The sequence below is a fragment of the Methylocystis sp. ATCC 49242 genome, assembly GCF_000188155.2.
GTDB lineage: Bacteria > Pseudomonadota > Alphaproteobacteria > Rhizobiales > Beijerinckiaceae > Methylocystis.
Genome location: NZ_KE124774.1, coordinates 1 through 19,841 on the forward strand (window position 1 = coordinate 1; position 19,841 = coordinate 19,841).

Annotated in this window: 21 protein-coding genes and 1 riboswitch; of the genes, 10 read left to right on the forward strand and 11 right to left on the reverse strand. The window is 64.3% G+C overall.

Features of this window, described 5'->3' with window-relative positions; translation table 11 throughout:
• Positions 1-730: 730 nt before the first annotated feature.
• Positions 731-2,233, forward strand: coding sequence for a chromosomal replication initiator protein DnaA (dnaA, locus tag MET49242_RS01910; RefSeq protein WP_036280181.1), 1,503 nt, complete (start codon positions 731-733; stop codon positions 2,231-2,233).
• 8 nt (positions 2,234-2,241) lie between these two features.
• Here the strand turns inward: dnaA and MET49242_RS01915 are convergent, their stop codons facing one another.
• On the reverse strand, positions 2,242-3,327 hold the full coding sequence (locus MET49242_RS01915; RefSeq protein ID WP_036280184.1) for a polyamine ABC transporter substrate-binding protein: 1,086 nt from the start codon (positions 3,325-3,327) through the stop codon (positions 2,242-2,244).
• A gap of 87 nt (positions 3,328-3,414) precedes the next feature.
• On the opposite strand from MET49242_RS01915, the gene MET49242_RS01920 reads away from it, so the two are divergent.
• On the forward strand, positions 3,415-3,909 hold the full coding sequence (locus MET49242_RS01920) for an MmcB family DNA repair protein (protein WP_305808895.1): 495 nt from the start codon (positions 3,415-3,417) through the stop codon (positions 3,907-3,909).
• A 92-nt stretch (positions 3,910-4,001) separates the two neighbouring features.
• On the opposite strand, the gene MET49242_RS01925 is transcribed toward MET49242_RS01920, so the two are convergent.
• From MET49242_RS01925 to yajC, 7 genes are read right to left on the reverse strand one after another with little or no spacing between them, the layout of a single operon-like run.
• On the reverse strand, positions 4,002-4,598 hold the full coding sequence (locus tag MET49242_RS01925; RefSeq protein ID WP_036280187.1) for an ActR/PrrA/RegA family redox response regulator transcription factor: 597 nt from the start codon (positions 4,596-4,598) through the stop codon (positions 4,002-4,004).
• Positions 4,599-4,648: 50 nt separating this feature from the next.
• Positions 4,649-6,028: an ActS/PrrB/RegB family redox-sensitive histidine kinase gene (locus MET49242_RS01930; protein WP_051133939.1), complete on the reverse strand. Its 1,380-nt coding sequence runs from the start codon at positions 6,026-6,028 to the stop codon at positions 4,649-4,651.
• Between the two features lie 30 nt (positions 6,029-6,058).
• Positions 6,059-6,871: a squalene/phytoene synthase family protein gene (locus MET49242_RS01935; RefSeq protein WP_244430657.1), complete on the reverse strand. Its 813-nt coding sequence runs from the start codon at positions 6,869-6,871 to the stop codon at positions 6,059-6,061.
• Entirely contained in the window at positions 6,871-7,245 is a 375-nt protein-coding gene (locus MET49242_RS01940; protein ID WP_036280190.1) for an Mth938-like domain-containing protein, read from the reverse strand. The genes MET49242_RS01935 and MET49242_RS01940 overlap by 1 nt, the downstream gene beginning before the upstream one ends.
• A 17-nt stretch (positions 7,246-7,262) precedes the next feature.
• Positions 7,263-8,375, reverse strand: coding sequence for a protein translocase subunit SecF (secF, locus tag MET49242_RS01945; RefSeq protein WP_036280194.1), 1,113 nt, complete (start codon positions 8,373-8,375; stop codon positions 7,263-7,265).
• Positions 8,376-8,390: 15 nt separating this feature from the next.
• Entirely contained in the window at positions 8,391-9,983 is a 1,593-nt protein-coding gene (secD, locus tag MET49242_RS01950; RefSeq protein ID WP_036280197.1) for a protein translocase subunit SecD, read from the reverse strand.
• Between the two features lie 42 nt (positions 9,984-10,025).
• Positions 10,026-10,544, reverse strand: coding sequence for a preprotein translocase subunit YajC (gene yajC, locus MET49242_RS23815; RefSeq protein ID WP_084679281.1), 519 nt, complete (start codon positions 10,542-10,544; stop codon positions 10,026-10,028).
• 368 nt (positions 10,545-10,912) lie between these two features.
• On the opposite strand from yajC, the gene MET49242_RS01960 reads away from it, so the two are divergent.
• Both MET49242_RS01960 and MET49242_RS24665 read left to right on the forward strand, forming a co-directional pair.
• Positions 10,913-11,182 carry a hypothetical protein gene (locus MET49242_RS01960; RefSeq protein WP_144259428.1) on the forward strand — a complete coding sequence of 90 codons (270 nt, stop codon included), beginning with the start codon at positions 10,913-10,915 and terminating at the stop codon, positions 11,180-11,182.
• A 303-nt stretch (positions 11,183-11,485) separates the two neighbouring features.
• The gene (locus tag MET49242_RS24665; protein ID WP_144259429.1) at positions 11,486-12,073 is read left to right on the forward strand and encodes a hypothetical protein; all 588 of its coding nucleotides are present in this window, start codon (positions 11,486-11,488) and stop codon (positions 12,071-12,073) included.
• An 85-nt stretch (positions 12,074-12,158) separates the two neighbouring features.
• Here MET49242_RS24665 and argE read toward each other — a convergent pair whose 3' ends face one another.
• The gene (gene argE, locus MET49242_RS01965) at positions 12,159-13,316 is read right to left on the reverse strand and encodes an acetylornithine deacetylase (protein ID WP_036280201.1); all 1,158 of its coding nucleotides are present in this window, start codon (positions 13,314-13,316) and stop codon (positions 12,159-12,161) included.
• Positions 13,316-13,708: a Co2+/Mg2+ efflux protein ApaG gene (gene apaG, locus MET49242_RS01970; protein WP_036280203.1), complete on the reverse strand. Its 393-nt coding sequence runs from the start codon at positions 13,706-13,708 to the stop codon at positions 13,316-13,318. The genes argE and apaG overlap by 1 nt, the downstream gene beginning before the upstream one ends.
• 203 nt (positions 13,709-13,911) lie before the next feature.
• Between apaG and MET49242_RS01975 the strand changes: the two genes are divergently transcribed.
• From MET49242_RS01975 to MET49242_RS25405, 6 genes are all read left to right on the forward strand, one after another.
• Positions 13,912-14,286 (forward strand): DUF2946 family protein, encoded by a 375-nt coding sequence (locus tag MET49242_RS01975; RefSeq protein ID WP_036280207.1) that lies wholly within the window; start codon positions 13,912-13,914, stop codon positions 14,284-14,286.
• 194 nt (positions 14,287-14,480) lie between these two features.
• Complete coding sequence (locus MET49242_RS01980) at positions 14,481-16,916, forward strand: TonB-dependent receptor (RefSeq protein WP_036280209.1); 2,436 nt, start codon at positions 14,481-14,483, stop codon at positions 16,914-16,916.
• 103 nt (positions 16,917-17,019) lie between these two features.
• The gene (locus MET49242_RS01985; protein ID WP_036286550.1) at positions 17,020-17,394 is read left to right on the forward strand and encodes a DUF2946 family protein; all 375 of its coding nucleotides are present in this window, start codon (positions 17,020-17,022) and stop codon (positions 17,392-17,394) included.
• 107 nt (positions 17,395-17,501) lie between these two features.
• Positions 17,502-17,720, forward strand: a complete 219-nt coding sequence (locus MET49242_RS01990; RefSeq protein ID WP_036286553.1) for a hypothetical protein — start codon at positions 17,502-17,504, stop codon at positions 17,718-17,720.
• A gap of 8 nt (positions 17,721-17,728) precedes the next feature.
• Positions 17,729-18,148, forward strand: coding sequence for a hypothetical protein (locus MET49242_RS01995; RefSeq protein ID WP_051133940.1), 420 nt, complete (start codon positions 17,729-17,731; stop codon positions 18,146-18,148).
• A gap of 104 nt (positions 18,149-18,252) precedes the next feature.
• Entirely contained in the window at positions 18,253-18,393 is a 141-nt protein-coding gene (locus tag MET49242_RS25405; RefSeq protein ID WP_158497237.1) for a hypothetical protein, read from the forward strand.
• 18 nt (positions 18,394-18,411) lie between these two features.
• Here MET49242_RS25405 and MET49242_RS02000 read toward each other — a convergent pair whose 3' ends face one another.
• Complete coding sequence (locus MET49242_RS02000) at positions 18,412-19,611, reverse strand: O-succinylhomoserine sulfhydrylase (protein ID WP_036280212.1); 1,200 nt, start codon at positions 19,609-19,611, stop codon at positions 18,412-18,414.
• A gap of 78 nt (positions 19,612-19,689) precedes the next feature.
• Positions 19,690-19,768: riboswitch (SAM riboswitch) on the reverse strand.
• Positions 19,769-19,841: the final 73 nt, after the last annotated feature.

The following is a 19,841-nucleotide window of genomic DNA, read 5'->3' on the forward strand; positions in this document are numbered from 1 at the left end:
CCCCACTTGACAGGATTTGTCAGCATTGGTCCTTGATCCAGAAGCTTGGCCGTATACAATTTCAGATGCGCGCGAGGCGCATTTTTTAATGAGCGATGAATCATCAGCTTACAATGCGAATGATGCAAAAATCTGAATTTCGGTCAGCGGAAGCGCGATGAAAGAATGTCGCATCGTCGATGAGCGTCGTTGCGCGAATGGGGTCGCGAGTGTAGTTTCATATCCGTCGAACGAAAGCGGTCGGCGTCGAAACACAAACCTGGGACGGAGCGCAAATGGAGCGACGACTTGTCGATATCCAGCTTCGAAATTTCTCGGTCTTGACGCCTAATCGCATTCCTACCCGTTCGATCTGAATTCAAGTGATCTGTTCGCAAGGGCGTAAGTAAGCGTGCGTAACCTGGCGAAGCGCAGAGCTCCGGAACCTTCACGGTTTCGGAAACTGGGGGTTTGTCATGACTGATCGACTGCTAGCCAAGATCGTGGGCGAAGCGTTGGAATCGCGTACAAACTCTGTGGGGCATGCAACCGCGCCGAATTCGGAATTGAATTGCTCGAGCGGAATGGCTTCGGCCGATTCCGGCGGTTTTCCACTAGGTCCGCCGCAAAAATAAGACGGCGTTAAACGCCCGTAAGGGCGTCATCTGAGAAACAAAAACTTCGAACGAACGTGCGAGGGGCGTTGTGCGTCGCGCGTTCCGTGTCGCAATTTTTCATGAGAAGGCCACATATGTCGGATCATCGCGAAGTTTCGGTTGGCGGCGGAATTTCGGTCGAAGACCAGTCCCGTTGGGAGCGCGTGAGACAAAGGCTGCGCGCAGAACTCGGCGACGCGGTATACAACTCCTGGTTCACGCGGCTCGAACTGGAGCGCGTCGACGACAAGTCGATGCATCTCACCGTGCCGACGAAATTTCTCAAGAGCTGGGTGCAGTCGCATTACGCGCCGCGCATCAAGGCGCGCGTGGCGAATGAATTCGCGGCGGTGGAGCGCGTCGTCATCGACGTGCGCTCGTCAGCGCGCAAAGCGAAAGTGCGCGAAGGCGCCGCGGAGCACGAAAACAACGCGCCTGCGTCGCTTTTCGCAGACAAGGCGTCGCCGGCGCCATCACAGGAATCTATCGACGGGGCCGCGTCCTTTCGACGCGCTGCGCGTTCTGCGCCGCGAACGGACAATGAAACCTTCATCGGTTCGCCGCTCGATCGTCGTCTGTCATTCTCGACATTCCTCGTCGGTCCGTCGAACCAGCTTGCTTACGCCGCCGCATGTCGCGTGGCGGAGGCGCGTCCCGGCGATGCGCCGATCTTCAATCCTCTCTATGCCCATGCGGCGGTCGGCCTCGGCAAGACGCATCTTCTGCAGGCCCTCGCGCATGCGTCGAACGACAATCGTCGTCGCGCGATCTATCTCACCGCCGAGCGCTTCATGAGCGGCTTCGTGTCTTCGCTCAACGCGCAGACGTCGATTGCATTCAAGGAGCGTCTGCGCGCGATCGACATGCTGATCATCGACGATGTGCAATTCTTGCAGGGCAAGTCGATTCAGCAGGAGTTTTGCCACACGCTCAACGCGCTGATCGACGCGGGCCGCCAGGTTGTCGTCGCCGCTGATCGTCCGCCGTCCGAACTCGAGACGCTCGACGAGCGCGTGCTGTCGCGATTCAAAGGCGGGCTCTGCGTGGACATTGGTCCGCTCGACGAGTCGCTGCGGATGAAAATGCTGAACGCGCGCATCGCCGCCGCGCAGGAGTCGCAGCCAGGATTTCACGTGCCGCCGGAGGTTGTCGCCTATGTCGCGCGCACGATCGTCACAAACGGCCGCGACCTCGAGGGCGCCGTCAATCGACTGCTTGCGCATGTGACCCTGAACGGCGCGCCGCTGACGATCGAAACAGCCGAGACGGCGATCCGCGATCTCGTGCGTTCGCAGGATCCCAGGCGGGTCAAGATCGACGACATCCAGAAGCTCGTCGCGAGTCATTACAATATCTCGCGCGCGGATATTTTGTCGTCGCGCCGGACAGCCAATGTCGTGCGTCCGCGTCAGATCGCAATGTATCTGTCGAAGGTGATGACCTTGCGTTCGCTGCCCGAGATCGGCCGTCGCTTCGGCGGACGCGATCACACGACCGTGCTGCATGCGGTGAGAAAGATCGAGGAGCTTGTGTCCAAGGACAAGAGCCTTGCCGAAGTCATCGAGCTGCTCAAGCGGATCCTCAGCGAGCAGGTGTAAACTGCTCGCTACTTGCCCGTCTTCACCATTGTCCATAGCCGCGTCATCAGCTTCTGTGCAGGCTGATCGGCGGCGGTGACGGTGAACAGACGGCGCATCGTCGCTTCATTGGTATAGATCGACGGATCGTCGGCGATCGATTTGTCGATCAGCGCGCGCGATGGCCCGACGCCATTGGCGAAATTCGTCGCATTGGTGTTGCGCGCGGCGACATCGGGACGCAGCAGATAGTCGATGAATAGATAGGCTTCGTTGAGATGCGGCGCGTCTTTCGGGATCGCGAGATTGTCGAGCGACATCAGCGTGCCTTCGGCGGGCACGACATAGGCGATGTCCACGTCAGCGCCGGCTTCGCGCGCGCGGTTGCGCGCCTGCAGGCTGTCGCCCGCCCAGCCGATGGCGAGACAGATGTCCCCATTCGCCAGCGCATTGATATATTCGGATGAGTGAAATTTCTTCACATATCTGCGCAATGGCGCCAGGAAATCCGCGGCTCGGCGCAGATCGTCGGGATTTTTGGAGTTCGGATCGAGCTTCAGCATGTTGAGCGCGATCGAGAACATGTCCTCGGGACTGTCGAGCACATAGACGCCGCAGTCTGCGAATTTTTTCAGCGCCTCAGGACGCAGCACCTGCTCCCAGCTCGTGATCGGCTTGCCGATGCGCTGCTGAATTTTCGCGACATTGTAGGCAATGCCGGTCGTGTACCACATGTAGTTGATGGCGTGCGCGCTGCCGGGATCGTAGCGCGAAAGCTTGCCGTCGATCTCCGGCCAGATATTTGCTGCGTTGGCCAGACGCCTGCGATCGATCGGCTGCAACACGCCGGCCTTTATCTGGCGCTGCAGGAATGTCGCCGAGGGCACGACGATGTCATAGCCCGTATCGCCGGCAAGGAGCCGAGCCTCGAGCATCTCGTTGGAGTCATAAGTGTCATAGATGACCTTGACGCCGGTTTCCCGGGTGAAATCCTCTAGCACGCCCGGGTCGATGTAGTCGCTCCAGTTGAAAATATTGACGACGCGCTCCGCGCCGGAGGCGGGGATAGCGACGCCAGCGATTGAGAACACCAGGACGGCGAGCAGTTTCTTCATGCGGCGGGCCAGTTGCGGGAATGCGGCTGGTCGCCGCGAGATAACGGGCGAAGATTACCACGCTTGCCGGCGATTTGGCGACGCGCCATGCTGGCCGTTCACCGCTTCGCAGATGGAGAGAAAGGGATGGAGTCTTCCGAGCTCCTCAATTCACGCCCCGAGATGACGCGCTGCGTCACGCGCGGCGCGCGGCGCTATCTTCGCGCATGCGGCTTTGCGGTGATCGCCGAATTGCCCCTGCCGAACGGGCATCGCGCCGATCTCGTCGCCCTTTCCCCGGATGGCGGGTTGCGAATTGTCGAGGTCAAGTCGAGCTACGCCGACTTTCGCGCCGACTCGAAATGGACCCGCTACCGCGATTATTGCGACCGATTCTATTTCGCGATTCCGATGGAGCTGGACGCAGGGATTTTCCCGGCCGATGCCGGCCTCATCGTCGCCGACGCGCATGGCGGAATGCTTGAGCGCGAGGCGCCGGTCCTGCGGCTCGCGCCCGCGAGCCGTCGCGCCATGCTGGTTCGTTTCGGCGCGCACGCAGCCGAGCGCTATTGCGCGCTCGCCTTTCGGGATGAACACTCCTGATTGTTTCGAGAGCGTCGGGCGACAGCGCGTGCGGTCTTCCGTCCGAACGCGCGTCAAAACTGGAAGCGCAGTACCTGGCCTCGGAATGGGCTTCAGCGTGGCGCGCGCTTGGCCAGAATGCGCTGGAGCGTGCGGCGATGCATGTTTAGCCGACGCGCCGTCTCCGAGACGTTGCGGTCGCAGGACTCGAATACGCGCTGGATGTGTTCCCAGCGCACGCGATCCGCCGACATCGGATTTTCCTGCGCGTCCGGCTTGTCGATCTGCGTCGCCATCAGCGCATGATAGATTTCGTCGGCGTCGGCGGGTTTCGCGAGATAGTCGAAAGCGCCGAGCTTCACGGCCGTCACGGCCGTGGCGATGTTGCCGTAGCCTGTCAGAATGATGCCGCGCGCCTCCGGACGCGACGCCTTCAGTTTGGAAATCACGTCGAGGCCGTTGCCGTCGGCGAGACGCATGTCGATGATGGCGAAGGCGGGCGGCGAGGATTCGAGCGCCGCAAGCCCTTCGGCGACCGTCTCGCATGGCGTCACGACAAAACCGCGCGACTCCATTGCGCGTGTCAGGCGCGTCAGGAACGGCTTGTCGTCGTCGAGGATCAGCAGCGAGCGGTCGTCCGGCAACGCCGGCGTCGCCAGCTCTTCCGAGGCGACGGAATTATCCGTCGTGTCGTGGTCGAGGTCGCTCATGTCTTCCCGGGCTGTCTCTGACATTTTTCCCAACCTGATAATTATCAAATCTACTTTACCGGCTTCGCTGTGTCGATCATAGCGGATTCGTCGGATTGGCCGGATCCTTGCTTTGCCTTGGCCGGAATCATTTCGAGCGCGGACCGGGGCCACACGACCCTGACGACGGCGCCCGTTCGCGGCGGTGAAACATTAGTGGTCTCCACCGTCGCGCCGGAGCGCTCCAGCAGCGTCTTGGCGATGAAGAGGCCAAGACCAAGGCCAGACTCCGCCTCATTCTTCGTCCGCCGTTCGGTCGGCCGTCCGCGCAGATAGGGGTCGCCCAGCCGGTCGAGGATCGCTGGCGAGAAACCGGGTCCGTCGTCCTCGATCGTTATGACGACCAGATCCTTCGTCCAGGCGGCGTCCACCCGCACGCGCGAGTCCGCGAAGTCGATGGCGTTTTCGACGAGATTTCCGAGCCCGTAGATAATTCCGGGATTTCGCGCGATGGCCGGAGGGCTCGAGGAGCCTCGTTTCGACACCTCCACCTTGACGCCAAATTCGCGCTGCGGCTCGATCACTTCCTCGATGAGCGTATCGATCGACTGCACGTTCATCATGCTGCCCTGGTCCTCGGCGCCCAGAGAGGCCAGTTTGGAGAGGATTTCGCGGCAACGCGCGGTTTCCTGGGCCAGCAGCGCGAGATCGTCGCGCAGTTCCGGCGCGGCGCCGGTCGCGCTCTTTTGCAGCTCCTTGACGATCAGCGTGATGGTGGCGAGCGGCGTGCCGAGCTCATGCGCCGCTGCCGCCGCCAGCCCGTCGAGCTGCGAGAGATGCTGCTCGCGCTCGAGCACGAGTTCGGTGGCGGCGAGGGCGGTGGCGAGCAGGCGCGATTCGTCCGAGACGCGCTGCGCATAGATGGCGATGAACGCCGCGCTGAGCGCGAGCGCCGCCCAGATGCTGGCGCGATAAAGGATCGGGAAGGACAGCTTCTCGTTCTCGTACCAGGGCAGCGGCATGTATTCGACGGTCAGAAAGGTCGCGACGGCGAGCATCGAGATGCCGAGGAGAAGCGTCAGATTGCGCGGCAGAGACACGGCCGAAATCGTCACCGGCGCAAGAAACAGCATCGCGAAGCCGTTGGTGAGGCCGCCGGTCAGATAAAGCAGAAAGCCGAGCTGGATGATGTCGTAGCCCAGCAGCACCGCCGCTTCGAGATCGCCCAGGCGAAAGCTGCGCGACGTGCCGTAGCGCAGGCCGAAGTTCAGTGTCGCCGAGGCGACGATGAAGACGAAGCAGAGACCGACCGGAAAATCGAAGCCCAGGAAGTAATAGACGGTGACGAGCGCAATGGTCTGGCCGGTGATCGCGATCCAGCGAAGGAAGATCAGCGTATCGAGGCGCAAGCGGCGCGCATCGTCGTCATAGGCGTCACGGGCGGGGGCCATCGCATTTATCCTGTCAGTCGAGGCGCCTCATCAAAGCCCGACGCCGCGGGCGGCGCGCCAGAGCCGCCATTGCCGGCGCAACGGCGAGGGCTCCGCCGCTGTGCGCATCGGATCGTAATCCTTTCGCGCCATCCGCTCCAGAAAAAGCGGAACCGTCGCGGCCGGCAGCAGGGCCTCGCGGCCGGCGGAGAGGGTGGCGGCTTCACGGCGCGCCTCGTCGTAATGCGCGCGCGCCGTCGACCGCAGCTCGGCAAGCGCGGCCCGCAGGCCGGGCGAATCGGCGTGAACATCGGCGTGATGACGCGCAAGAACGTCCAGAGGGACAAAAGCGCCCGCCGGCGCGCGCAGAACGCGCGTAAGGCCGAGCGCGACGCCTGCCTCCTCGAATGCGCGGGACGCCGGCGCGCCGAGAATCCGCGCCGCCCAGCGCATCGGCCCGGCGACCGTCGCGCGACAATAGTCTTCGAGCGCCTCGAGCGTGGGCATCGGGTCGTCGCAGAGATCGAAAACATGCGCGTCGGCCAGCGCAACGAATTCTTCGCGGGGCAGGGCGAATTGCGCAATCGTGTCGAGCAGCGCGTCGGCGATCGGATGGGCGCGCGCGCCTTCGCCGGCCGCCGCTTGGGCCGTCAGCGCGTCCGTCCACCAACGCAGCCGCATCTCGCCGAGCAGCGGCTGCGTGACCTTGGCGCGCACGTCTCGCGCCTCGATCGCGAAGGCGTAAATGGCGTGGATATGCTGGCGCGCGGGCTGCGGCGCGAAAAGGCAGGCGAGCCAGAGGTCCCTATCGCGCTCCCGCAGCAGCGCTTCACACTGGGCGTAATGCTCCTGCGCGGCGGCCATCAGACGGCGATCAGCAGCGCGCCGACCCGGCGGCCTTCGTCGAGCAGCATGTTGTAGGTGCGGACCGCCGCTCCTGTCGCCATGGACTCGCAGCCGACGCCCGCGTCGCGCAATCTGGCCCGAAGTGCGGAGGCGAGCGGCGCCAGATCCTTGCCCGTGCCGACGATGAAAATGTCGAGCCCCCCCGAATCGGACAGGGCGAAGTCGATCGTCGCGGCGTCTATGTCTTTCCAGTCCGTCGCCGCAATCGCCCTTATGCCGGTGGGTAGAGCGAGGATCGAGCCGCGATGCGACATGTCGGCGAAGCGAAAGCCGCCGTTGCCGTAATCCTCGATCCTGTGTCGGCCAGGGACATAGCCCTGAGCGGCTGTCATGGCGCGTCTCGCGGCGATCAGCCCTGTTTCGGCCGGTTGCGCCGCGGCCCGGACTTCGATCCACCCTTCGACGTGGCGGACTTCGGCGCGGCGCGCCTGGGCGCCGGCGCGGCTGGGACGGGCGCGTCGCCGACGTCGTCATACATTGACGCGAAGGATTCCGGCTGAAGCTCTATCTCCTGCTCCTGCTCCTGCTCCGGCTCGGCTTCCGGCTTCTGCTTCCTGTCAGCGTCCTCGTTGCGCAGGCCGAGATAGATCAGCATCGGCGAGCAGATGAAGATCGAGGAATAGGTCGCGACGAAAATGCCCCAGATCATCGCGAGCGAAAAGGATCGGATCACCTGTCCGCCGAAGATGACGAGCGACAGAAGGGCGAGCATTACCGTCGTCGCGGTCATGATCGTGCGCGGCAGAACGGCGTTGATCGACATGTCGATCATCTGCGCCGTCGCCATCTTCTTGTATTTGCGCATGTTCTCGCGAATACGGTCGAGAACGACGACGGTCTCGTTCAGCGAATAGCCGACAATGGTGAGAATCGCGGCGATCGAGGTCGTGTTGAATTCGAGCTGCGTGATCGAGAAGAAGCCGACCGTCAGCAGCAGATCGTGCATCGTCGCGATGACCGCGCCGATGGCGAACTGCCACTCGAAGCGGAACCAGAGATAGGTTAGCACCGCGATGATCGACAGGACGACGCCGAGCGTGCCGGACTGCACGAGTTCGTTCGAGACGCGCGGGCCGACGACCTCGACGCGGCGCAGGTCGTAATCGGCGCCGACGGCGGCGCGCACGCGCTCCACCGCCTCCTGCTGTTTGGCGGGTTCGCCCTGTCCCTGCAGGCCGAAGCGCAGGGTGGCGTCGGCGGGGTTGCCGAAGGCCTGCACCTCGATGTCTCCGAGTTTCAGGCTCTCGCCGAGCGTGCGCAGCGTGCCGACTTCCGCAGCGCCCGACTTGGCGCGCAGCTCGATGACCGTGCCGCCGGCGAAGTCGATGCCGAAGTTCATGCCCTTGAACACGAAGAGCGCGACGGCGATCAACGACAGCACCGCCGAGAAGGGATAGCTCACGCGCCGGAAGCGCATGAAGGGGAATTTGGTGTTCTCCGGGGCGAGGCGCAGGAGTTTCATCGTGGTTTCGCCCTTTTAAATCGGCAGCTTGGTCGGACGCGCGTAGTGATACCAGACGGCGATCATCATGCGCGTCATGGTCACGGCGGTGACGATGGTGGTGAGGATGCCGAGCGCAAGCGACACGGCGAAGCCGCGCACCGGGCCGGAGCCTAGGAAGTAGAGGATCGCCGCGGCGACGAACATGGTGACGTTCGAGTCCACGATGGTCGCGAAGGCCCGGTTGAAGCCTGCGTCGAGCGAGGCGAGGATCGAGCGCCCGGCGTGATTCTCTTCGCGGATGCGTTCGTAGATCAGCACGTTCGAGTCCACCGCCATGCCGATCGTGAGCACGATGCCGGCGATGCCGGGCAGCGTCAGCGTCGAGCCGAGCAGCACGAGGCCGGCGAAGATGAAGGCGATGTGCACGAAAAGCGCGAGATTGGCGAAGACGCCGAAGACGCCGTAGGTGATCAGCATATAGACCACCACGAGGCCGGCGCCCACATAGGCGGCGCGCTTGCCGGCGTCGATCGAGTCCTGGCCGAGGCCGGGGCCGACCGTGCGCTCCTCGACGATGTTGAGCTTCGCGGGCAGGGCGCCGGCGCGCAGCAGGATCGAGAGATTATTGGCCTGTTCGACCGTGAAATGGCCGGAAATCTGGCCCGAGCCGCCGGTGATCGGCGTCAGGATGCGCGGCGCCGAAATCACCTTGTTGTCGAGAACGATGGCGAAGAGGCGGCCGACGTTCTTCGAAGTGACCTCGCCGAACTTCTGCGCGCCGCGGATGTTGAAGCGGAAATTCACGACCGGCTCGCCGCTGCGTTGCTGGTCGAAGCCGGGCTGGGCGTCGGTGAGATCCTCGCCCTGGACCATGACCTGCTTCTCGATCGCGATCTTGCCTTCCTGATCGGTCTGCTCGAGCTCCTCGGTCTCCGCCGGGTTCTGCCCCGGTTCGGCGACGAGGCGGAATTCGAGTTTCGCGGTCTGGCCGAGGATCGTCTTCAGCTGCTCGGGGTCCTGAAGACCGGGCACCTGGACGAGGATGCGGTCGTCGCCCTGGCGCTGGATCGACGCCTCGCGCGTGCCGAGCGCGTCGACGCGGCGGCGAATGACCTCGATCGACTGATCGACTGCGCGGCGCAGCTTGTCGGTCACGCCGACGTCGGTGACGGTGATGCGAATCAGGCCGTCCGCCGATTCCTCAACGTCGAGCGGCGACGGGCCGCCGACGAGACGCGAGCTGAAGCTGTTCCTCAGCTGCCGGAATTTGGGAAGAACCTTCTCGCGGTCGGCGGCGTCCGCGATGCGCACCTGCACGCCGCGCGCCGTCGCGCCGATGCCGCCGGTGATCGCCACCTTCTCCTCGCGAAGAATGCGCCGGACGTCGTCGCGCAGGTTCCTGACCAGCGTGCTCATGACGTCCGGCCTGTCGACCTCGAGCATCACATGCGACCCGCCCTGCAAATCGAGGCCGAGGACGATCTTCGGCGGCTCCAGCCAGGACGGCAGCCGCGACTTCAAGGCCTCGTAATTCGATGGCGACAGCATGCTCGGCGCCACCACGAGGACGGCGGCGAGCGTCATCGCCACGATGGCAATGAATTTCCAGGTCGAGAATCGCAGCATCGTGTCGCTATTCTGTCAGAGTGATCGGGATTTTCCCGAAAATCAGGATTTGGCTTTCGTGTCCGACGACCTCGCGGCCTTGCCGGACGCGGGCTTGGCCTCCGCGGCGGGCTTGGACGCCGGCGCCGGAGCCTCCTTCACGGGCTCGCCCTTGGCGCGCACTTCGGCGATCGCCGTGCGGAGGAGGCGGACGCGAACGTTGGGGGAGATCTCGACCTCGACTTCGGCGTCGTCGATCGCGCGAGTCACCTTGCAGACGACGCCGCCGGTCGTGACGATCGTGTCGCCGCGGCGGACGTTGCGCAGCGCGGCCAGCTGCTCTTTCTCGCGGCGCGCGCGGGGGCGGATGACGAGGATGTAGACGATGCCCATCACGACGAAGATCGGGATGAGCTGAGCCATGAGGTCAGGCAGCGAGGGCGGCTGGTTCGGGTCGGGCTGGCCCGGGACCGCTGTTCCAGTTTGGGTGTTCGCGGTCGGAGACGTCGGCGGCGTCGGCGCGGCGGGGGCGGTCGGGGCGGGCTGTTCGGCTTGCGCCATGGCGTCCGGTATCAATTTCATCGCAGCGTCTCTTTTGGTCGGAGCGCGACGCGCGCGGCGGGCGTCGGGCAGGCGTCGGAACGGGCGCGGACTATAGCCGCTCACTTGCCGAAAGCAATGCCGGATGGCGCTGTTCCGCGAATGGCGCGCGGCGCGGTCGCGGATGGATGCGCATGAGAATTAATCGTTACGGAAAAGAAAGGTAATGCTTTAGCTTGTATTTGGGGAACGCCAGCGCGTGCGGAGAGTTGTCATGTTGCCGTGGCGGAAGCGTTTTGGCCGCAAATCGTGATCGGGGCGTGCGCCCGCTCACAGCGGAGGGGCGTGCGGGCCGAGTAGATGTGGCGTGCTCACGGATGTGCGTGTGAGCAAGTTTCTGGAGGAGTAACATGTTGCTTAAGAAGGTTTCTTGCGCGGCTCTCGTGGCCGGCGCCCTGATGTCGTCAGGGCCGGCGTTCGCCGGCGGCTGGCATGGCGGCGGCTGGCATGGCGGCGGTGGTCACGGCGGCTGGCACGGCGGCGGTTGGGGGCATCATGGCGGCTGGGGCTGGGGCCGCCCCGGCTGGCGCGGCGGCGGCTGGGGCTGGGGCGGGACCTATGGTGGATACCGCGGCGGCTGCTGGCGCTGGTGGTATGGTCAGTGGGTTTGGGTTTGCTGATTACACAAAAGGGTTCGCCACTTCGTCTTCGTGAAGTGAGTATTCCCCTCCCCAGCGATTTTAGTTAATCGCTGGGGGTGGCAATTTTTACTATTATTTCCTATCAGTAATTTTTCTTAAGCATGTATTTGACAGAGGATCTGATGAATAAATATTTAAAATTTTATGAATTTTTCGAAGTTTGAGCTTGACCATTCGTTGACAATTCGTTGACAGTCAATGCGCTCGAGCGGGCGCAGGGACAATGTCGCGGCCCCGGCGAGTTCGAAGCCCTTAAAGGGCGGGCAGCAGGGGGGTAGAATAATGAAACGCGTATTGTGTATCGGAATGGCGCTCGCATTATGCGCGGCGGCCCCAGTCGAGTCTTTCGCTCAGAACTGGCAACGAGGTAATCGCGGCGGCGGCCGCCCGGTCGGGTCCGGCAACACGTCGAACAGCACAGCCAATGACGTCGCCACCGGTGTGGGTCTTGGCCTCGGCGCACTCGCTGTCGGGGCGGCGCTACTGAATGGCGGCGGCGGTCATCGCCATCATGACGGCCACAGGGGCGACGGCTACCGGGGCGGTGGAGAATATGGCTACCGTGGCGACGGCTACCGCGGGGGCGGAAATGGCCACCGCAACCACGGTGGTTACGGCGCATATGGCGGCGGCTACAATGGCGGCGGCTATCACAATTCCTACGTCCGCGGCGGGACAGGGCCCAGCCGTCCCTTGCGGGACTGGGAAGTGCCCAGGCCCGGTTCAGGTCGAATTACTCAAGCTCCGGCGTCCTACGCCGCCAGCGAGGGGTGGATCGGGTGCCGTAACTGGACCAACCGCTTCAGGGAGCCCTTCCAGCGCTGCTGCTCGATCCGGGGCGGCATCCGCTCCTGCTACGACCATTATTGACGGATTTCAGCGCCGCCGCGCTCTGGAGGCCCGAAGCTCGATTGCTCGAGCGCCCGGCGGCGCCAACTGAAGGAGCCGGTCGGCGTCAATTCCCCAGTTCGCTGGCCAGCCGGCGCATGAAATCGACGCAGGCCGCCAGTTCAGCGATGTCGATATATTCGTTGGGCTGGTGCGCCTGGTCGATGCGCCCGGGGCCGCAGACGACAGTGGGGACGCCCGCCTCCTGAAAATGCCCCGCCTCTGTGGCGTAGGGCACGGCGATGGTGCTGTTGCGTCGAGCAAGCCGCAGCGCCAGCGTCTCGGCGGCCGACCCCGGCTGGGGCGCAAGGCCGGGAATCTCGTTTTCCGTGATGGTTTCAACGCCCGCCTGCGGAAAACCGGCGAAGACCGTCTTGCGCAGATCGTCGATATAGGTTTCGAGACCGTCGAGCGCGAGCGTCGGCCTCGCGCCCGGCAGCCCGCGGAATTCCCATTGGAACGTGCAGTCCTTCGCGACGATGTTGCGCGCCGTGCCGCCGTGGATGACGCCCACGTGAATTGTGGAATAGGGCGGATCGAAGCGCCCGGTGGGATCCCCGGCTGCGCGCAGCTCCGCGGCGATGCGCTCGAGCTCCACCACGAGCCGGCAGGCGACGTGGACGGCGCTGACGCCGCGATGCAGATTGGCGGAGTGGATCTCGAAGCCGGTCACATGGGTGACATGCGTCGTGACGCTCTTGTGCGCGTCGGCGACCTGCATCGACGTCGGCTCGCCGACGATCACCGCGGCCGGCTTCGGAAGATCGACGCCGAGCCGCGCGATCATGTCGAGCGGACCGAGGCAGGTCGTTTCCTCGTCATAGCTCAGAAGAATATGGATCGGCCGCGCCAGCGCCGCCTTTCTGAAAACCGGGATCATCGCGAGCGCGACGGCGCCGAAGCCCTTCATGTCCACGGTTCCACGACCGTAGAGGCGGCCCGCCTCGCGCCGCATGGTGAAGGGATCGCTGCTCCAGTCCTGCCCCTCGACCGGCACGACGTCCGTATGGCCCGACAGCAGAACGCCGCCCGGCTCATCGGGACCGATGGTGGCGAAGATTGCCGCCTTGTCGCCTTTTGCGTTCGGCGCGCGGACGAAGGGGACGCCCTGCTGACGCAGATAGGATTCGACGAAATCGATCAGCGGCAGATTCGACTTCGAACTCTCGGTGTCGAAGGCGACCAGGCGGCCGGTCATCTCGATTGCGCGGTCGAGGTCGTCCATCAGTTCAACGTCGGACGCGAGAGCGGGCTGTCGAGGGAGAAGGCGGGAATTTCGACGTCGAAGGCCTCGCCCGAATCGGTGACCATCCGGTAGGCGCCCTGCATCAGGCCGGACGGTGTGGCGAGCGGACAGCCCGAGGCGTAGCGGAAGGTCTCGCCGGGCTCCAGCACCGGCTGCTCGCCGACGACGCCCGGACCGCGCACTTCTTCGCGGCGCCCATTCGCGTCGATGATGATCCAGTGGCGGGAGATGAGCCGCACGCGCACGCGCCCCAGATTGGCGATTTCGATCGTGTAGGACCAGAAATAGCGGTTCTCCGCAGGATCCGAGCGATCCGGCAGAAAGTCGGGCAGGGCCGTGACCTGAATGTCTCGGGTGATGGCGATATACATGATCTTTCAAGCTTAGAACGGCTTTCTACAAAGGGGAATCTATTTATGCAGGCGCCCGCTGGCGCATTTATGTACATAGCCAAGGCCGTGGTTGTGACAAATTTGACACAACGCAAGGATTTGAAGCCTGCGGGCCGCACTCCGACTTGGTTTGCGCTTGGCGTTGAAGGATATTCACCAAGTCGTTTTCAACGGGATCGAGAATGCGTCCTTCGGCTCTCCGCGCCTTGCTGCTCGCGCTGGCCATGGTCATCCAGACCATCGCCGGCGGCGTGAGCGTCGCGCGCGCCGCGACGTTGGCGTCGCCGCAAGCGATCTCCGAGCATTGCGATTTCATGCGCGGGCCGCATCACGGCGAGCCCGCCGGGAAGGCGGGGAGCCATGACGGACGGCACAATATGTGTCTGTCGTGCCTGCTCTGCGCTGGACCGCCGACAATATCGATCGATCATCGGACGGACATCGTCGTCGAGCCTCGCAGCTACGCTCTCATCGGATTCGCTCCGACAGAGGCGGGGCGTCTCGTTTCGCGCGCCGCGCAAACCAGCCGGGCGCGGGCGCCCCCTGCGGCCGCGTGAAGCATTCGCGTCTGTTCATGCGCCCTGACCGGCGCGGACGCGACCCCGTTCCCCAAGCGTGACCAGTAAGCGCCGCCTCGATGCGCGCGCAGTCCCAAATATCAGCTCCGCCGCCCGTGGAGTCGGCTCGTTCGCCCTTGTCAGGGCGGGCGCCGCTCGGGTTGCGAGCCGCCTGTGCTCAAGGAAACGCCCAAATGACCCGTCGTTTACATTTACTCGCCGCCGCGTCCGCCAACACGCTCGGCCTGCTCCTCGCCTCGTCGGCGCTCGCGCAACAATCCTTGCCGACCATCGACGTCGGCGGCGCCCGCGGCCCGGCGCGGCAGGGCCCGTCCGCGCCTCGCCCGGTGGGCCCGGCCCGCGTCGCCGCCTCGACCCCGGCCCCCGCGCCTGTTTCGGCGCCGTCGGCCCCTCCCGGTTTCAGTCCCCGGAAGCTGGAGCTTCCCGTTTACCGCGACCCGACCGGCCAAACGTTCACGACCGTCAGTGGCAAGAATTTCGTCAATCAGCCGCTCGTGACCGTTCGCGAGTTGCTGCAATACAGCCCTGGCGTCTCCTTCAAGATGGGCAACGGTCCTCGTGACGTCGTCATCTCGATTCGCGGCTCTTCGGCGCGCAACGGCTTCGGCGTTCGCAACATCGTGATGCTCGAGGACGGCTTCTCCGTCACGCAGCCGGACGGCCTGTCGCGCACCGACCTGACCGATCCGCACGCCTATGCCGGCGTGGACGTCTATCGCGGCCCCTCGTCGGCTCTGTTCGGCAACTTCGCCAATGGCGGCGCGATCAACTTCCGCACCCGCACGGGCGCCGAAATCGACGGCGTCGAGATCGGCAGCGAATTCGGCTCCTTCGGTTATCTCAACAACTTCACCGCGATCGGCAAGAAGACCGAAAATGTCGACATTGCGATTTTCGCGAGCGACGTGCGCGGCGACGGCTGGACCCTCCACAACCGCTACGACACGCAGACCGTCAATGCGACGGCGCGCTGGCAGGTGACGCCGAACGATCTTCTGACCTTCAAATTCATCCACAACCAGCTCTATGGCGACCTCTCGTCCCGACTGTCGCTCAACCAGTACTACAACAATCCTTTCCAGGTCGGCTGTTACGTCATTCCGCCGCTCGGCTCGTCCACGCCGGGCGGCTATCTGGCCCGCTCCTATTGCGGCGGCGCGTTCGTCCCGCTCAATGGATTGAACGGGTCGGGCGGGGCAGGCTATCAGACCACCGCCTATCTCGCGGGCTTCCATCGAAACGATCGCCGCGACGTGCTCGGCCTGCGCTGGGAGCATGATTTCGACGCCAACACCAAGTGGCGGACGCAGGTCATTTACGACGACAAGAACATCATCCAGCCGACGGGCGCCACGGCCGCGCTGCAGGATGAGCCGGCCGTAAACGCCAGCACGGACATCACGCAGATCGGAACGCTCGGCGGCTACGAGGCGCGGCATTTCGCCGGCCTCTACTTCAACCGCGCGCGCTATACGAGCTACACCAACAACACCCTGCCGGTCGGCAACGGCGCCTCGGGCGCCCTGCAGTCGAAGCAGAATGCGATGATGCAAAACCTCGGCGCGCGCGGTCGCGAGGAGGTCGCGCTTTCCAAGGACCTGACCATGGTCCTCGGCCTCTCCGCCGAAATGACGAAGATCGCTGCCCTGCAGGACCAGTACACATATGTGACGAACGGCCCGGCCCTGGGGCAGATCGCGACCTGGCGCGGCATTCCGGTGAACAAGACCTATTGGAACTTCGGCCCCGAAGCCTCCGTCACCTGGCAGGCCACGCCGGAGTTGAGGACGCGTTTCCGCGCTTCGAGCGGTTATGGCACGCCCAATCCGGGTCAGTTGTTCGTGACTTCGCAAGGGCGTCCGGGGGCTAACGTCGATCTGAAGACGCAGCGCAATACGGGCATCGACATCGGATTCGACTGGAATCCGGACGAAACCCTGACCTTCAGCCTTACGGGCTTCCACGAGTGGTATCAGGACGAGCAACTGACCCAGTCGCCGGGCGCAGGCCTGCTGAACTATACCTTCAACGCCCCGGGCTCCGTGCATCGTGGCGTCGAGACGCAGGCGGACTGGCGTCCGCTCGACGGCTGGCGTGTGTTGGCGAATTACACTTACAACAACCAGATCTTCACGGATTTCACGGAAACGCTTGGCACCGCGACCCAAACCGGCTACTTCAACCGCGCTGGTTACAAGATCCCGGGCGTTGCGCCGCATAACGCCACGGCGCGTCTCGCTTATGACCACCCTCATGGCGACTTCAAGGGCTTGGGCGCCTTCGTCGAATACAACTACCAGAGCTCCTATTTCATCGACAATGGCAACGTGTTGACGATCCCGGGCTACGGCCTCGTCAACGCCAATGTCCATTTCGACCGGGAGATCGACAACTCCTGGCCGCTCAAGCACTTCACCGCCTATTTCGAAGTGCGGAACATCTTCGACAACAACTGGGTCGCGTCGGCCAACAACATCTCGAACACGGTCGCGCTGGTTAACGGTATGGTTGTCCAGAACGGCTATTTCCAGCTGGCGCAATTCGGCACCGGCTCGATCTACGCCGGCAATCCGCGTCTCTTCCAGGGCGGCGTGAAGTTCAAGTTCTGACGCTTTGACGCGCCTCGGCGAGCAGAGCCGCTTGCCGAGGCGCTCGGTTTTTGCTTGTATTGCTCTCGCGCGCGCTGCGCGCGCAGTTCGCAGGTTTCCTTTCATGCGCCGTAATTGGCTGACCATTCTGCTTGTCGCGCTGGCTCTGACCGTGCAGGTCTTTGCGCCGGCCGCGGGCAATGTCGCCGTTGCGAAGGCGTTCGGGGAAGCCAGCGAATCGATCGATCTGTGCCTGAAGGCCGCGGGCTCCGCTGACGATCGCCAGCAGACCCCCGGCCAGCTCCACAGTCATCGGGACGCCTGCGCGCTATGTCAGGCCTTCTGTGACGGCTCGGCTCCGCTTGCAGCGCGGCTCCTGTCTTCCGGCATGGCGCCGGTCCAATGGACCGCGCTCGACTGGACATTGGCCGACGGCGCACTGCCGACGCCTCATCACGAACATTCCCGACAGGCCCGCGCGCCGCCCTCCCTCTCCTGATCATCGCAACATCGAGCTGCTGCGTCGTCCCTGACCGCGTCCCGAACCGCGGGGGAGCGACGTGGCGATTGCAACGCCGCGTCAGACGGCGGATCAGGAGAAGATTCATGAACCACAGGCGACGGCCCAACGGCCGGGAGAACATCGTCGCGAGCAAGGCTCTCGAGGAGTTGAAGACGCGCGAAAGCCGCGAGGCGGAGATGGCGACGCTCGCCGCGCTCATCCCCGGGACAGCCGCATGGCGAAACAACAAGAGAGGCGCGATCCGTCTGATCGACCTCGAGCGGCGGGCCCGGTTCTCGCGACTTTCGTTCGAAGCGGGCTGACAACGCTCATGACGCAACGATGTGCGTTCTCCGCGTCGGGCGGCATGGGCCGGCTGGGTGTCGCGCTGCTCTTGGCGGCTGCGGCTCTCTGGGCCGCGCTGCCGCTCGCGCCCGGCTTCGCCAAGCTCGGCGGCTCGGGGAATGCGGACGATTCGTTTGCGTCCTTTTTCATCTGTTACGCGTCGGGCGCTCCCTCTCCCGACGCGCAGACGGGGCGGCCGGGCCCCAATCAGGACCGCAGCGGCGACTGTTTCATTTGCCAGCTCTCCTGCTGCGGCGCTGCGCCAATTGCGGCGCGGCCCGGTTCAGTCGGCGCGGCGCCCTTCCAGCGGACGACGACTCCCTGGATGGTGGCGGACCGCGCTGCGCCGACGCCCCGATCCCGTCTCTCCCACCGTCCGCGCGCGCCGCCGCTCGAACCCGCTTGACCCTCACAGGCGGTTTGCGTCGGCGACGTTTCTCTCCTTGCGCCGCCGACGCGAATTTCAGGCGTCGAAAAGCCGCCAATCGGCGGCGCGGGAGGAATGAAGCAATGGTTGAATTGTTCTCGGGCGTGAGCCTCGAAATCGCCGGCGCGGTTCTGGCGGCGACGTTCTTTGTCGCGGAATGCGTGAAGCAGGAAAGCGCCGCTGCGCTGCGAATTGCGACGGCGCGCAAGCGCGCGCCGCGCTGAGGCGAAGCGCGGGCGCGGTCAGCCGCGCCCGACCGCCGCGAGCCCCGCGGCCAGATCGTCGACGAGGTCGTCGACGTCCTCCAGACCGACCGACAACCTCAGCATCCCGTCGGTGATGCCGAGCGTCGCGCGCGCCTCGGGCGAAAGCCGCTGATGCGTCGTCGTCGCGGGATGGGTGATGAGACTCTTGGCGTCGCCGAGATTGTTGGAAATCGTGATCACTTGCAGCGCATTGGCGAGCCTGAAGGCGGCCGCCTTGTCTTCCACGTAGAAACTCACCAGCGTTCCGCCGCCCAGCATCTGCCGTCGCGCCAGCTCCTCCTGCGGATGGTCCTTGCGGAAGGGGTAGAGCACACGCGTCACGCCCTTCTGCTCGGCGAGGAAGTCCGCGATCCTCGCGGCGCTCGACGCCTGCTGCGCGACGCGCAGGGGCAGGGTTTCGAGGCCTTTCAGCATCACCCAGGCGTTGAAGGGCGACATGGCGGGGCCGGTCTGACGCAGGAAGTTATGAATGCTTTCCTCGATCAGCGCCTGCGAGGCGAGAATGACGCCGCCGAGACACCGGCCCTGACCGTCGATGTGCTTCGTCGCCGAATAGACGACGACGTCCGCGCCGAATTCGAACGGCTTCTGCAGCATCGGCGTCGCGAAGACATTGTCGACGACGAGTTTGGCTCCGGCGTTATGGGCAATGTCGGCGATCGCCTTCAGGTCATAGACGTCGAGCCCCGGATTGGTCGGGCTTTCGAGGAAGAAGAGTTTCGTCTCCGGCCGCACGGCGGCTTTCCACTGGGAAAGGTCCGCGCCGTCGACGAGCGTCGAGGCGACGCCCAGTCGCGGCAGCAGATCCTCCACGACATAAAGACAGGAGCCGAAGAGGGCGCGCGCGGCGACGACGTGATCGCCGGCTTTCACCTGCGCCAGCAGACTCGCGGTGACGGCGGCCATGCCGCTCGCGGTGGCGCGGGCCGCCTCGGCGCCTTCCAGCAGACACATGCGCTGCTCGAACATCGCCACGGTCGGGTTCGAGAATCGCGAATAGATGAAGCCCGGATCGTCGCCCTTGAAGCGCGCCTCGGCGGCTTCCATCGTCGGATAGGCGAAGCTCTGGGTAAGGAACAGCGCCTCCGACATTTCGCCGAAGGGGGAGCGCAGCGTCCCGCCATGCACGAGTTGCGTCGCGGGCTTCAGTTTCTTGCGCGGAGCGTCGGCGGACATGTCTTCTCCTTCCGGCGCGTGGACGCGCCATGACCCAAAAGCGCGAGAAATCTCGCGCCGCGGCGAAAAAGCGGGTTCCCTGCGGAAGACCCGGCCTTTTAGCGCTTTGTTTTTCGTGGCGGCAAGCCGGCCGGCTCAAATAACCACGAGGCACTAATCCGAAAACCCGCCGCCGCTGTCAATCGTCTCTTTGAAGTCGCCGCGCCGGACGGTAAGTCCCTTGTCGCCGC

Bases quoted from the DNA above. Each gene is read 5' to 3' on its own strand.
- dnaA (WP_036280181.1), top strand. From the start codon at position 731: ATGTCGGATCATCGCGAAGTTTCGGTTGGCGGCGGAATTTCGGTCGAA.
- MET49242_RS01915 (WP_036280184.1), bottom strand. From the start codon at position 3,327: ATGAAGAAACTGCTCGCCGTCCTGGTGTTCTCAATCGCTGGCGTCGCT.
- MET49242_RS01920 (WP_305808895.1), top strand. From the start codon at position 3,415: ATGCTGGCCGTTCACCGCTTCGCAGATGGAGAGAAAGGGATGGAGTCT.
- MET49242_RS01925 (WP_036280187.1), bottom strand. From the start codon at position 4,598: ATGAGCGACCTCGACCACGACACGACGGATAATTCCGTCGCCTCGGAA.
- MET49242_RS01930 (WP_051133939.1), bottom strand. From the start codon at position 6,028: ATGGCCCCCGCCCGTGACGCCTATGACGACGATGCGCGCCGCTTGCGC.
- MET49242_RS01935 (WP_244430657.1), bottom strand. From the start codon at position 6,871: ATGGCCGCCGCGCAGGAGCATTACGCCCAGTGTGAAGCGCTGCTGCGG.
- MET49242_RS01940 (WP_036280190.1), bottom strand. From the start codon at position 7,245: ATGACAGCCGCTCAGGGCTATGTCCCTGGCCGACACAGGATCGAGGAT.
- secF (WP_036280194.1), bottom strand. From the start codon at position 8,375: ATGAAACTCCTGCGCCTCGCCCCGGAGAACACCAAATTCCCCTTCATG.
- secD (WP_036280197.1), bottom strand. From the start codon at position 9,983: ATGCTGCGATTCTCGACCTGGAAATTCATTGCCATCGTGGCGATGACG.
- yajC (WP_084679281.1), bottom strand. From the start codon at position 10,544: ATGAAATTGATACCGGACGCCATGGCGCAAGCCGAACAGCCCGCCCCG.
- MET49242_RS01960 (WP_144259428.1), top strand. From the start codon at position 10,913: ATGTTGCTTAAGAAGGTTTCTTGCGCGGCTCTCGTGGCCGGCGCCCTG.
- MET49242_RS24665 (WP_144259429.1), top strand. From the start codon at position 11,486: ATGAAACGCGTATTGTGTATCGGAATGGCGCTCGCATTATGCGCGGCG.
- argE (WP_036280201.1), bottom strand. From the start codon at position 13,316: ATGGACGACCTCGACCGCGCAATCGAGATGACCGGCCGCCTGGTCGCC.
- apaG (WP_036280203.1), bottom strand. From the start codon at position 13,708: ATGTATATCGCCATCACCCGAGACATTCAGGTCACGGCCCTGCCCGAC.
- MET49242_RS01975 (WP_036280207.1), top strand. From the start codon at position 13,912: ATGCGTCCTTCGGCTCTCCGCGCCTTGCTGCTCGCGCTGGCCATGGTC.
- MET49242_RS01980 (WP_036280209.1), top strand. From the start codon at position 14,481: ATGACCCGTCGTTTACATTTACTCGCCGCCGCGTCCGCCAACACGCTC.
- MET49242_RS01985 (WP_036286550.1), top strand. From the start codon at position 17,020: ATGCGCCGTAATTGGCTGACCATTCTGCTTGTCGCGCTGGCTCTGACC.
- MET49242_RS01990 (WP_036286553.1), top strand. From the start codon at position 17,502: ATGAACCACAGGCGACGGCCCAACGGCCGGGAGAACATCGTCGCGAGC.
- MET49242_RS01995 (WP_051133940.1), top strand. From the start codon at position 17,729: ATGACGCAACGATGTGCGTTCTCCGCGTCGGGCGGCATGGGCCGGCTG.
- MET49242_RS25405 (WP_158497237.1), top strand. From the start codon at position 18,253: ATGGTTGAATTGTTCTCGGGCGTGAGCCTCGAAATCGCCGGCGCGGTT.
- MET49242_RS02000 (WP_036280212.1), bottom strand. From the start codon at position 19,611: ATGTCCGCCGACGCTCCGCGCAAGAAACTGAAGCCCGCGACGCAACTC.